11 protein-coding genes are annotated in these 13,067 nt (G+C 60.4%); 8 read left to right on the top strand and 3 right to left on the bottom strand.

The genetic code is table 11. The annotated features are described in order from the left end of the window. Positions 1-60: 60 nt before the first annotated feature. Positions 61-1,074, bottom strand: coding sequence for an aldo/keto reductase (locus tag ACYVDM_RS23590; protein ID WP_415790220.1), 1,014 nt, complete (start codon positions 1,072-1,074; stop codon positions 61-63). A gap of 278 nt (positions 1,075-1,352) precedes the next feature. On the opposite strand from ACYVDM_RS23590, the gene ACYVDM_RS23585 reads away from it, so the two are divergent. The 3 genes from ACYVDM_RS23585 to ACYVDM_RS23575 all read left to right on the top strand — a co-directional run bounded on the left by ACYVDM_RS23585 (position 1,353) and on the right by ACYVDM_RS23575 (position 4,232). Then, positions 1,353-2,141, top strand: coding sequence for a class II aldolase/adducin family protein (locus ACYVDM_RS23585; protein WP_415790218.1), 789 nt, complete (start codon positions 1,353-1,355; stop codon positions 2,139-2,141). 166 nt (positions 2,142-2,307) lie between these two features. Beyond that, positions 2,308-3,264, top strand: coding sequence for a Bug family tripartite tricarboxylate transporter substrate binding protein (locus tag ACYVDM_RS23580; protein ID WP_415790216.1), 957 nt, complete (start codon positions 2,308-2,310; stop codon positions 3,262-3,264). Next, positions 3,222-4,232, top strand: coding sequence for a D-2-hydroxyacid dehydrogenase (locus ACYVDM_RS23575; RefSeq protein WP_415790214.1), 1,011 nt, complete (start codon positions 3,222-3,224; stop codon positions 4,230-4,232). Before ACYVDM_RS23580 ends, ACYVDM_RS23575 begins: the two co-directional genes overlap by 43 nt. A 65-nt stretch (positions 4,233-4,297) precedes the next feature. Here the strand turns inward: ACYVDM_RS23575 and ACYVDM_RS23570 are convergent, their stop codons facing one another. Both ACYVDM_RS23570 and ACYVDM_RS23565 read right to left on the bottom strand, forming a co-directional pair. Then, a complete protein-coding gene (locus ACYVDM_RS23570; protein ID WP_415790212.1) occupies positions 4,298-5,290 on the bottom strand; it encodes a Bug family tripartite tricarboxylate transporter substrate binding protein in 993 nt (330 codons plus the stop codon). A gap of 55 nt (positions 5,291-5,345) precedes the next feature. After that, positions 5,346-6,443 carry a mandelate racemase/muconate lactonizing enzyme family protein gene (locus ACYVDM_RS23565; RefSeq protein ID WP_415790210.1) on the bottom strand — a complete coding sequence of 366 codons (1,098 nt, stop codon included), beginning with the start codon at positions 6,441-6,443 and terminating at the stop codon, positions 5,346-5,348. A 137-nt stretch (positions 6,444-6,580) separates the two neighbouring features. On the opposite strand from ACYVDM_RS23565, the gene ACYVDM_RS23560 reads away from it, so the two are divergent. The 5 genes from ACYVDM_RS23560 (at position 6,581) to ACYVDM_RS23540 (ending at position 12,920) form a co-directional block, all read left to right on the top strand. Continuing rightward, positions 6,581-7,474 (top strand): LysR family transcriptional regulator, encoded by an 894-nt coding sequence (locus ACYVDM_RS23560; protein WP_415790208.1) that lies wholly within the window; start codon positions 6,581-6,583, stop codon positions 7,472-7,474. A gap of 139 nt (positions 7,475-7,613) precedes the next feature. Then, positions 7,614-8,522, top strand: coding sequence for a DUF3348 domain-containing protein (locus ACYVDM_RS23555; protein ID WP_415790206.1), 909 nt, complete (start codon positions 7,614-7,616; stop codon positions 8,520-8,522). An 18-nt stretch (positions 8,523-8,540) separates the two neighbouring features. After that, complete coding sequence (locus ACYVDM_RS23550) at positions 8,541-11,558, top strand: DUF802 domain-containing protein (RefSeq protein WP_415790204.1); 3,018 nt, start codon at positions 8,541-8,543, stop codon at positions 11,556-11,558. After that, the gene (locus tag ACYVDM_RS23545) at positions 11,555-12,244 is read left to right on the top strand and encodes an OmpA family protein (protein WP_415790202.1); all 690 of its coding nucleotides are present in this window, start codon (positions 11,555-11,557) and stop codon (positions 12,242-12,244) included. The genes ACYVDM_RS23550 and ACYVDM_RS23545 overlap by 4 nt, the downstream gene beginning before the upstream one ends. After that, the gene (locus tag ACYVDM_RS23540; RefSeq protein ID WP_415790200.1) at positions 12,237-12,920 is read left to right on the top strand and encodes a DUF2894 domain-containing protein; all 684 of its coding nucleotides are present in this window, start codon (positions 12,237-12,239) and stop codon (positions 12,918-12,920) included. The genes ACYVDM_RS23545 and ACYVDM_RS23540 overlap by 8 nt, the downstream gene beginning before the upstream one ends. Positions 12,921-13,067: the final 147 nt, after the last annotated feature.

Here is a 13,067-nt window from a genome sequence, read left to right as displayed (position 1 = left end):
GACCAGATGCGGGGCCGAAGGCGTCACCGGCCCCGCTTGTGCCGGCCGCGATGTCGCGGTTTACCCGGCTATGGCCACTGGCCGACCATAAAATGGGTAACTAGGATCGTTATACCCCGGCGTCGAGGCATGACCCGGCGTTACCCATCCGTTGACCATGGTTTCTTCCTCGGGCGTGATCTGTACATCCACGGCCGCATAGTAGTCCTGCATTTGCGCCAGCGTACGCGGCCCGGCGATCACCGAGGAAATCAGCGGGTTGGCCAACACCCAGGCCGTCGCAAAATGACCGGGTTTGACACCGCGCCCTTCGCTATACGCCGTCAGCTCGGCGGCGATTCGCAGGGACTCTTCGCGGAATTCGGTATCCAGAATGCGCTTGTCGCCGCGGCCTGCACGGGTGTCGGCCGCCGGCGCCTGTCCGGGCGCATACTTCCCCGTCAACACCCCTCGGGCGATGGGGCTGTAGGGCACCACGCCCAGGCCATAATGGCCGCAAGCCGGCAAAATCTCGACCTCGGGGCCCCGGTTCAACATGTTGTAGTACGGCTGGCACACCACCGGTTGCGGCACGTTCAACTCACGGCACAAACGCACGACCTCCGCGATCCGCCAGCCGCGGAAATTGGAAAGACCAAAACTGCGCAGCTTGCCCGCGCGAATCAAATCCCCCAAGGCACGAATTGCCTCTTCGAGATTTTCTTCGTGAAAATCGCGATGCATGTACAGGATATCGATGTAATCCGTCGCCAGTCGGGCCAAACTGGTCTCCACACTTTGCACCACCCACTGACGGGAGTAATGCGAATGGTTGGGGGCCTTGGCAACGGCGTTACCGAGTTTGGTCGCCAACACCCAATCATGGCGTTGGCCGCCCAGCAGCTTTCCCACGACCTCTTCTGACCGGCCGCCGTTATAGACGTCCGCCGTATCGATAAAGTTGATCCCGGCCTCGCGTGCCGAGGCAACGATACGCTCTGCCTCATCAAACGGGGTTTGCTCACCAAACATCATGGTTCCCAGGCACAATGGGGAAACACGCAAATTGCTGGTACCGAGACGACGGTATTTCATGAGGCTATTCCTTCGTGGAAATTGGGCAAACTGATACAAGCCTGCGGGATGATACAGAGTACCGCGCCCCTCCCATTTTGCCCAGCCTCGGCCCTGGCGCTCGGACGCGCCGCCATTCGCGACGGCACGCCCGCGCACTTCACCATCCGTGAAGCCCTCTTTAGGTATCTTCAATATCGCAAGCCGGCAATCACCATTACAGTAGTAACTTATTCCCGAGACAAGCCATTACCTTCGGCCAGCGATCACCTCAAGCCACAGAAAAACCAGAGATCACCATGAGTCACACCGGCGTACTGCAAATCCCTTCCATGCGGGATCAATGTTCAGAAGCAGAATGGAAAGCACGTGTCGATCTGGCCGCCTGTTATCGGCTGGTGGAAATCTATGGCATGGCCGACATGATGGCCAACCACATCTCCTCTCGGGTGCCCGACGAAGACGGCGCCTTTCTGATCAACCCGTACGGCATGATGTACGAGGAAATCACCGCATCCTGCCTGATCAAGGTCGACCTGGCCGGCAATATTCTGTCCAAACCCGACTTTGGTGATCTGGACTACGGTATCAACAAGGCCGGCTACGTCATCCACAGTGCCGTACACGCCGCCCGCCATGAGGTCGATTGCGTCATTCACACGCACAGCTGGGCCTCGATGGCCGTCTCGTCCCTGGCTTGTGGCTTGGTACCGGCCACGCAAACCGCCATGCGCTTTCTGAAAATCGGTTATCACGACTATCAAGGCGTGGTGCTGGATACCAAAGAACAAGCCTCGTTGATTGAGGACTTGGGCAACGGGGAAGCCCTGATCCTGCGCAACCACGGCGCCTTGACGGTGGGCCGCACCGTGGGCGAGGCCTTCAACTGGATGCATCGCCTGGAACTCTCCTGCCGGGCACAACTGGCGGCCCAAGCGACGCAACAACCCCTACAGACCATTTCGCCCGAGGTCCTCGAAGAAACCTGGAATAACTACCAGCCTGGCACGCGTCGCCCGTACGGCGTCATGGAGTGGCCGGCGTTGTTGCGCAAGCTGGACCGGATGGACAACAGCTATCGCAACTAAGCGGTCCCCCGCGGGTCGGGCGCTCGCATGCAGTTTTTTTTACGCAAGGTCTGATTTGCCATCAAGCACAGCCGCATCATCCGATGCGGCTGATGTACGACAGCGGTGGGCGCTGGTTCTCCAGTAGACGCCACGCAATACAAAGAAAATAACGAGGAGACTCCTTATGAAGAAAAGCTGCATTTCCCTGCTGAGCGCCGGTATCCTGGCCCTGGGCACGGCCCTGCCCGCGCACGCCGAGTATCCCGATCGGCCCGTCAAAGTCATCGTGGCATTCACGGCAGGCGGCACCACCGACAAGCTCACGCGCGCCACGAGCGAGAAACTGGCTCAATCACTGAAACAGTCGTTCATCGTAGAAAACCGCCCTGGCGCGGGCGGCAATATCGGCACCGAATATGTGGTGCGCTCGGAACCTGACGGGTACACCCTGATCGTCGACTCGGTCGGCCCGATCGCGGTGAATCCCTCTCTGAAAAAGCTGAGTTACGACCCGCTGACCGACTTGACCCCCATCGTCCAGATTGCGACGGTTCCCAACGTACTGGTTGTACCGCCAGAGCTGCCGATCAAGAATTTCGATGATTTCATCAAGTACGCCAAATCGAAAAAAGACCTGAACTATGGCTCGACCGGCGTCGGCACCTCCTCGCATCTGTCCAGCTATCTGCTGATGCAGCACCTGGGGGCCAATGCAACCCACGTTCCCTATAAGGGCGCCGATGCCATCAACGATCTGATCGCCGGCCGACTGGACTTTATGTTCGCGACCGCGCCCTCGGTCATGGGGCAAATCCGCGCCGGTAAGCTGCGTGCCCTGGCAGTCAGTACGGACAAGAGACTGGCTTCGCTGCCTGACCTGCCCGCCGTCCAGGAAAAGGGCTTTAAAGACTTTGACGCGGGCTCATGGTTTGGTTTCTTCGCGCCCAAGGACACCCCGCCGGATGTCATCGCAAAAATCAACAAAGGCGTCAATGATGCGCTATCCGGCCTCAAGGACAACATGCTGAGCGAAGGTGCGATCGCCGTGGGCGGCACACCAGAAGATTTTGATAAATTCACTCATGTCGAATACGAAAAATGGAAGAAGATCGTCGAGCAAGCGGACGTAGCGGCACAGTGAGCGATACCGCGCCACTGCATATCCTATGCTCAGAGCGGGAAGCGCCGCTCCTGGCGCCCTTGCTCCCGACGCTGGAACGCGCCATCAAGTTGTGCCACCCCGGGGACGAAATCGCGGCTCACATCGAGGCCGCTTTTATTTCCCGGGACGTCACAGGCCGTTCGACCAAGTTCGAGATCATGCCCGATACGGAGCGTTTTTATACGGCGCTGCGTGCCGCGCCAAATCTGCAATGGCTGCACGTTCATTCCGCAGGGATCGATCGCGATTTTTACCAACAGCAACAGCAGCGCGGGGTGCGTGTGACCGCCTCGCACGGTGCGTCAGATGCGGTCGTCGCCCAATCCGCGTTGACGGGTCTGCTGGCTCTGGCACGCAAGCTCCCGCAGATCCTGCAGGCGCAGCAACAGCACTCATGGGAACCCCTGCTGGGCGAAGGCAAGACCCCGCGCGACCTGCAGGGACAACATGCGGTCGTCGTCGGCTGGGGAGGCATCGGACAGCGTATTGGGCAGTTGCTGCAAGTATTGGGCCTGGAGGTCTCCGTCGCCCGGCACAGCGGGGAGCCCGCAGGTCCGGACTTGCGCACCGTGCGCTATGACCAGTTGCATGAGGTATTGCCCACGGCATCCTGGCTCATCCTGGCTTGCCCTCTGACTGACGCTACACGGGGGTTGATCAGTGCGGACTTGCTGACGCTCCTGCCGGCGCATGCTTGCGTGATCAATGTCGCGCGCGGCCATGTCATCGACGAGCCCGCACTCGTTCACGCACTACAAGACGGCCGACTGGGCGGGGCTTTTCTCGATGTGTTCTATCACGAACCCCTGCCTGCCGACTCCCCGATCTGGGGCTTGAAAAATGTGATTGCCTCCCCTCACAGCGCCGGGTTTTCGGACGGCAACGCGGCTCGGGTACGGCAGATCTTCGCCAACAAACTGCAGTTGTGGGCACAGGGCAGCCTGTGAGGCAACGGGCAATCAGTAACGTCACAGGGAAGGGACATCGGTGAACGCAGCAGGTCGTGCTGCGTTCACTCTACCTTGATCCCGCCACGCTGAATTAACTCGATCCACTTGGCCACGTCGGCCTGGATACGCTGCTCGAACTCGGCCGGCGTACTCCCTACCGGATTAAAGCCCTTTTCCAGCAACGCCTTGTGCAAGCTGCCCGACCGGATTGAGGTACTCACGGTCGACGACAATTTATCGATCACCGCAGAAGGTACGCCTGCAGGTGCGATCAAACCGAACAATGGGGAAAGATTCACGCCTGGCAGCCCCTGCTCGCTAAAAGTCGGTACATCAGGCAATAGTGATGAGCGTTGCTCGCTGGTCACCGCCAACGCCCGCAGCTTGCCCGCCTGAATATGTGCGCGCATGCTCGGCACCGTGGCAAACGCAAACTGTATCTGCCCCCCAAGCAAATCGGTAAAGACCGTACCACCGCCTCGATACGGGACATGCAAGATATCGATCGCGGCCTCTTGCCGCAGTTGCTCACCTGCCAGGTGCGGGCCGCTGCCCACCCCCGCCGATCCATAGGACAAACTCGCTGGTTTGGATTTGGCCAGGCGAATGAATTGCGCCAAATCCTGCGCATGCACCGACGGATGCACCACCAGGACAAATGTCGCTGTCGCCATCAGGGAAATCGGCAAGAAGTCTTTCAGGGTGTCATAAGGCACACGATCGCCCAACAGGCCGGGATTGATCGTAAACGTAGAGTCCACCATCCCGATCGTGTAGCCATCGGGCTTGGCTGTCGCCAACGCGCGCGTCCCGATCGTCGTGCCGCCTCCCCCACGGTTTTCCACGACAAACGATTGTCCAAATGCCTCTGTATAGGTCTGGGCCGCCATGCGCCCCAGCACATCCGTCGCGCCACCGGGAGGATAAGGAACGATCATGCGCACGGCATCAGCCGGATAGTCCGCGGCCACTGCGGGCCGCCCTCTGGTGGCGGCGATCACGCCAAGCCCGAGTGCCGCGCCGCCCACCATAAATGTTCTGCGTGATGATTTCATCGTGTCTCCTGTTTTGCGTATCCGGTTATTGGTATTCCGCTTTATATATATGCGTTTACTGTCGGTACTTGCCCTGCATGAGCGCCGGCTCGGGATCCGCTCCCAGCCCTGGCGTATCGGGCACGTTCACCCAGCCCGCCTCGATCGGCACCGTTTCACCATAGGGTACGTGCGCCAGTTCGACGTACAGGCGCTCCAGCGAGACCTCTTGCTGCTGGGCCGCGATCAGATGCAGGCTCGCCAAGTATCCCGGCCCAAAAAAGGCCACCTGCGGTGCGCAGCATACGGTCGTCGCCTGGCATTGCTGCGCCAAGGCCCACGCCGCGCTCAAGCCCAGCTTGATCACACTGGGCTGGACATACTGCACCGCCTGCTGCTCGATCAAACGCGCCAAAGCATAAACACTACTGGCGTTCTCCCCGACCGCCAAAGGCACGGCACACGCTCGCTTCAATCGCATCAGCGCCTGGTCGTCCTCGGGTGGCCACAGGGGTTCTTCGATCCAATAAGGGTCATGCGGCATCATGGCGGCAATGGCGTCGGGGGCTTCGTCCGGTAGCCATGCGCAATTCGTATCCACCATGATGGGGATCTGCGGACCCGCCGCAACGCGCGCCGCCCCCAAGGCCGCGGCCGTGCGTTCGTGCAGTTTGATTGCGGTATATCCCTCGCCCAGCGCGCGCGTCACGACATCGTCCAGACGTTGTGCGTCACCGTAATACTGCAGCAACGAGGCATAGACACGCACCCGCTCGCGACGCTTGCCGCCCAGCAAACTATAAAGCGGGACCTTTTCGCGTTTGGCACGTAAATCCCACAGGGCGATGTCCAGCCCTGCCAAGGCATGCACGACCGGCCCCGAGCGCCCCAGGTTATGCAGCGTGCGCTGCATAACCGGCAATAAGGTCTGATCTGCGGCGTCTTTGCCGCAAGCCAGCGGCGCAATCAGGGTATCGAAAACCGCCTCCAGCGCACGCGGCTCCACGCAATACGACTCGCCCCACGCCACCATCCCATCCTGGGTCTGCACCCGCACCAACGCACTATCGAGCTTGTCGCGCGGACGACCCGCAAACAAGGGGGGAGGACTCCAGTGAAAAAAAGGCAACCGCATCGGGATGCAGGTTACAGAGACAATCGTATTGGCACTCATGGCATCCAGACTCAGCGTAACGATGCGTCAATCGCTTGCGACACGCACCGCCACAGAAAACAAGACAGCCTGAATTGTGGTCACCTCTCAATCATATGGTCAAATAGATAGATAGACTGAGTTCATACAAATTTCATATGTTTAATCGACGCGAACTGACCTTGTTGCGTGCCATGTACCAGCGCGGCACCGTGACGGCGGCCGCGGCGGCATCCAACATGACCCAGCCTGCCGCGAGCGCCCTGTTGCGCGACATGGAAATTCGTCTGGGCTTTGCGCTGTTCAGTCGCGAAAGCCGTCGCCTGCAACTCACCAGTCAGGGACGCACCCTGATCCCCGAAGTCCTCAACGCGCTGGCGGGTATCGAAGCCGTCGACCGCTTGGCGGGCGATATCCGCCAGGGCGCGCTGTCCCGTCTGGCCGTCGGCGCCGTCGCAATAGCGGCCTCCAGCCTGCTGCCCCCCGCGTTGGCCGCCATGCGCCAGCGACATCCGTCGGTCACCACGACCGTACGCGCGGGCACCGCACTGGAAATTATTGAAATGGCCGTGGATCACCGCATTGATTTGGGCATCATCATCGGATCGCCTGCGGATCTGACCCGGGTCGGCAGCCAAACCCTCAGTCCATTGAGCTTGTACGCCGTAATGCGTCCCGACCATACCTGGGCGGGACGATCAGCATTGACGCTCGATATGGTGGCGGCCGCCTCGCCTGTGGTCCTGGCGACCGCGTTGCCCGCCGGCCGCGCCACCCGGCAGGCCACCGAAGGACAAGGGTTGGTTTTTCAACCGATCATCGAAGTTGCCCAGTCGTCCACCGCCTGCGCATTGGCCAGCGAAGGACTGGGAATTGCGATTGTCGAAACCCTGGGTGCGCGCTACGCGCAGCGGCAAGGGCTGTTGGCACGGCATTTACTGACCCTGTCCGACCCTGTGCTCGCCCTGGTCTGGGCGCACGATCGGGCGCTCAGCGATGCGGCGCGTTACCTACAACAATGTCTGCAGGACCAAGCGCAGCAGCAACTCTAGAACCCAATACATCCGACACGATTATGCGTAATTTATCGATTTTTTCAGTCCGACAGGGGCTAAAAACCAGCAAACCGGTTGCAAAACGTGCCCGTGCGCCGCACACCTTGTAAACTGGCGCATTTTGACTCTGGCACGTATGGTGCAAGTACCCCGGCGCACAGGTGTCAGCGGCCCCACGCTTATCCGTCTGCTTGCTCGTCTGACGGACGCTGACGTTTCTGAATCCCGCCAACCTCTCTCAGAACGGCTCAGCCTATGGTTAGGCTGGACGGATGCGATCGCCCTTTCCACCGTGCTGGAACGAGGCCCATTGGCTGTCGCCGCCAACCCCAACACCCTGGACAGCACTGAGCTCCAGGAATACGAACGCATGCGCGCCGCGCTGGCCTATGCCATCGCGGACGAAAAAGCGTTCACGGCGGACGTGTTCGTCCCCTCGCAACGCGACGCGAAGACCGTTACCGCTGGCCCGGTGCCAGAGATTCCCGTCGACTACACGATTTACCGGAAACGGTATCAGACGATCCAGCAAGCGATGGAGGCCAGTATCGCCAAGTTGCGAGGCAGCTTGCGCGCCATCCTCGCGGCCCAGACGCCAGAGCGGGCGCGACTGGCCATGGTTGACGCCATCGTCGAGCGCTCGTTGAGCATCCAGGAACGCCAACTACTGGCCACGGTGCCGCAGTTGCTGGAAAGACACTTCAACCGCATGAAACAAGCGGCCCAAAAAGCCGAGCAAGAGGCCCAAGAACGCGCAGTCAAGGCTGCCGAGGCCTCGGCAACAACTATCCCGGCCTCGCCATCCAGCGAGGTACAGGCGGCGGCGCTCGCTGCCCCCTCTCCCGCCGTCCAGACTCTGACCCGCGCCGTCCCATTGGCCAATACCCGTGTTAGCGCGAACCCTCGCGCCAGCAAACCGGTCGCGCCGGTCATTCCCCTCTGGCTCGCCACCTTTCGCAAAGATATGCGTAGTGTGCTGCTGGCCGAACTGGACATCCGTTTACAACCGATCGAAGGCTTGCTGGCCGCGCTGCGCACCAGTTGACCGTGCCACCCGTACCCTATGACCCGAAACATTCTCTCCCTTGTCGTTTTCCTGGCCGGTCTGGCCGTTGTAGGCTGGATCGGTACCGGTTACCTGGGTACCAACCCGCTCGCGCTGGCGATCATCCTCCTGATCGGCCTGGTCTATGTGATCGGGGCGGTTGAACTGCAACGCTATCAACGCGGGACAAATACGCTGTCAGGCGCCGTGTCCGGCCTGACGGTTGCCCCCTCCAGCCTGGATAGCTGGCTCAGCCAATTGCATCCCAGCTTGCGCGGCGCGACGCGCCTGCGCATCGAGGGCCAGCGTGTCGCCCTGCCCGGTCCCGGCCTGACACCCTACTTAGTGGGATTGCTGGTGTTGCTGGGGATGCTCGGCACCTTCCTCGGCATGGTCGCCACCTTGCGAGGCACTGGCGCCGCCCTTGAAAGCGCCGTCGATCTGCAAGCCATCCGCGCCTCGTTGGCAGCGCCCGTCCAGGGCCTGGGTTTTGCTTTTGGCACCTCGGTCGCAGGGGTCGCAACATCAGCTGCCCTGGGCATGCTGGCGGCGCTCTGCCGCCGCTCGCGCGTCGAGGCCGCACAACAACTGGACGTCCTGATCGCGACCACACTGCGCCCTTACTCGCAAAACCACCAGGGCGAGCAGACGTACAAATTGATGCAGCAACAGGCCGAGGCCATGCCCGTTCTGGTCGAACGGCTACAAGCCATGATGACGGCCATGGAAAAGCAAAGCCAGACGCTGCACGAACGCCTGGCCGCCAGCCAGGATGCCTTTTACGGCAAAACCGAGATGGCCTATACCGGACTGGCCACCGCCATCGAGCAATCACTCAAGCAAAGCGTGATGGATAGCGCCCGCGTAGCAGGCGACGCCATCCAACCTGCCGTGCAATCCACGCTGGCCGGTCTGGCACGCGAAACCAGCGCCTGGCAAGACACCCTCGCCATCGCCATACGCCAACAACTGGAAAGCCTGTCCGGCCGTTTCGAAGCCACCACCTCATCAGTGGCCGACATATGGAATCAGGCACTCGCTCAACAAGAGCGGACCAACGCCAAGCTGACCGAGGAAAATCAACGTGTACTGATCGCCGCGACCGCCGGTCTGGAACAACACGCCACGTCCCTGCTGCGCAGTGTCGATCAATCTCACACTGCGTTGCAAAACAAGCTCGCCGAGCATGATCAACAACGCCTGGACACCTGGAAAGGGGCTTTGGATCACATCGCTACCGGATTGAACACGTCGCTGGAAAGTACGATATCGTCCTTGAGTGCCGCGCTGGAAGGCACCACTTCGTCCCTGAACACCACACTGGCAGGCACCACATCGTCCCTGAGTGCCGCGCTGACAGACACCGCGTCGACCCTGCGCCAAGAATGGGCGCAGGCCAGCACGCACGCCACCGAGTGCCAGCAGACCATCTGCGACACCTTGGCGAAAACCGCACAAGAATTGTCGTCGCAGACCCAGGCGCAAGCCCGTGACACCATCACCGAAGTGTCTCAGTTGCTGCACACGGTATCCGAGGCGCCCAAGGCCGCGGCCAGCGTCATCGCCGAACTCCGCCAGTCACACGCAGACCTGCAAGCCCAACTGATCGCACAAGACCAACAGCGCCTGGACAACTGGAAAGCCTCGCTCGATCACATCGCGTCGAATTGGAATACCTCGCTCGAAACCACGGCCAGCGCGCTCAATACCAACCTGGAAGCCACCGCCAGTACACTGCACACGTCGATGGAGAACACGGCGTCTTCCTTGAGTGCGTCCTTAGCAGGCACCACATCGTCACTAAGTACCGCGCTGACGGACACCGCCTCAACCTTGCGCCAGGAATGGGCGCAGGCCAGCACACATGCCACCGAGCGCCAGCAAACCATCTGCGACACCTTGGCGAAAACCGCACAAGAATTGTCGTCGCAGACCCAGGCGCAAGCCCGCGACACCATCACCGAAGTGTCTCAGTTGCTGCACACGGTATCCGAGGCACCCAAGGCCGCGGCCAGCGTCATCGCCGAACTCCGTCAGTCGCACGCCGACCTGCAAGCGCAACTGATCGCACAAGACCAACAACGCCTGGACAACTGGAAGGCATCGCTCGATCACATCGCGTCCACGTGGAATACATCGATCGAAACCACTGCCAACTCATTGAACGCCTCGATGGAAGACACGGCGGCCTCGTTGAGCGCCTCACTGCAAGGCACTACCACCACGCTAAGCACCACGCTGGAAAATACCGCGTCGACGCTACATAACTCGTTCGACGACATCGCGTCCTCGTTGAATGTCTCCCTGGAAAACACCGCCCTTACATTGCGCCAGGAATGGGAACAGGCCAGCACACAGGCCGCCCTCCGTCAGCAAGAAATCTGCGACACGCTGACCCAAACTGCGCAGGAACTGTCCACCCACACCCAGACCCAAGCGCGCGACACAATCGCAGAAGTCGCCCAGTTGGTGCAAACCGCCGCAGAGGCACCCAGGGCAGCCGCCTCGGTCATCTCCGAATTGCGTCAACGCTTGTCCGATGGCATGGCCCGCGACAACGAGTTGCTCGAAGAACGCGGTCGCCTGATGGAAACGCTGAGCACACTGCTCGATGCTGTAAATCACGCCTCGACACAACAGCGCGACGCCGTCGACGCGTTGATCGCCAACTCCTCCGAGCTCTTTGAACGCGTGGGGTCGCAATTCACCAACACGGCCCAGACAGAGAGCGTCAAACTGACCGACGCCGCAGCTCACATTACGGGCAGCGCCGTCGAGGTCGCCAGCCTGGGCGAAGCCTTCGGCACGGCCGTGCAGCTTTTCAGTCAGTCCAACGACAAGCTGGTCGAGCACCTCGAGCGCATCGAAACCGCTCTCGACAAATCGATGGCCCGCAGCGACGAGCAACTGGCCTACTACGTCGCACAAGCCCGCGAAGTGGTGGACCTGAGCGTCATGTCGCAAAAGCAAATCATCGAAGACCTGCAACAGCTTGCCAACCAACAGGCCAGCGCCAATAGCGAAGCCGCGTCATGAAAGACGAAATCGACGCTGGTGTAGAACCCTCCGCCCCGGCGTGGGCGGTTTTTGGCGACTTGATGACGGTGCTGCTCGGCGCGTTTGTGCTGATCCTGGTAGGCGTCATCGCCATGCAGCTCGAGCTCTCCACCGAGTTGGAATCCGAAGTCAAAAAGCGACTGGCGCTCTCCACTAAACTGGAAACCGAAGTCCAGCAGCGTCAAGAAGAAACCCAACGCCGCGAGGCCCTGGAGCACGCACTGGCCGTACCTCTGGCCGCCGGACAGGTCACGCTCATCGACGGCCGCATCGGCATCGCCGGCAGCGTGCTGTTCGCCCTGAATTCCGACCAGCTACAGCCCGAAGGCCGTAAAGTACTGCAAAGCCTGGTCACCCCCTTGACGGAATATCTGCAAACGCACGACGAAGTATTGATGGTCAGCGGCTTTACCGATAATCAACCGATCCACGAAAACAACCGTCATTTTTCCGATAACTGGGAGCTCTCCGCCCAGCGCGCATTGACCGTCACCCGTGAATTGATCCGTAATGGCATCTCGCCCGATATCTTGTTTGCCGCGGCCTTTGGTGAACAACGTCCCGTCGCATCAAACGGCGACCCCGACGGCCGCGCCAGCAATCGGCGCGTAGAAATCGCCCCCATTCCAAAGACCTCGAACGAGGCCGCCGCCGCCCGTGACTGATGCCACTCATTCCGACATCCAGGCCGCCCTGGACGCTTGGCGCGAACAAGGTGCCGATCGTCTGGATCCCGTGCGCTTTCAGTTTATTCAGGCCATGGCCACGCGCGCCGTCAAACTTGAGGGCCACGCCAGGAAAGTTCTCGATGCGCGCCTGAGCGAATTGCTTCAACAGTATCGAACGCACCTGGACAGCGCCGCCGCATCGGCCACCACGCCACGCAAGGCACGGCAAGACGACACGCTCAGCACGCTCGTGAATCACTTGGCGACGCTCGTCCCCCCAGGCACCAATCACCTCTTCGCAAGTCGCGTCAATAATCTGCGCGAGCGCTATCCCGAACTGCCGGTGCTGGACGAATTTCGCGCCACGTGGTCTCGCGTCAGTGCTAACCGGCAAGTCAGGCAATCCGAAGAGCAAGTCCACGAAAACGCCGGCCCGCTCAACTCGAATCATCTGGTGCACCGTACGTTATCAATGATGCGCGACGTGTCGCCGGGCTATCTGCATCAGTTTTTGTCCTATCTGGACACGCTGGGCTGGGTAGAACAGCTACAAATCGCCAATAGCCCAGCCCCTAAAGAGCGTGCAAGCAAAGGGGCGAAGGGCACAAAAGCCACGAAAAGCACAAAAAAGACCCACAGCGGCGCAAGAAAAATCCCGAAAAAGCCCGCCTGAGTCCATCGGTTGTTTACGTCCACTTACACTCATATCGAGAGTGCGACCACGCTCGCGGGCGATTGTCACGGTCGTTATACAGATGGTCACGAATATGCGCATTCGTCACGATTAAACGATTTCTAAACGATTACAGAAATCGATGTA

This window comes from Bordetella tumulicola, from assembly GCF_054779135.1.
This window is presented reverse-complemented; position numbering and strand designations above follow the sequence as displayed.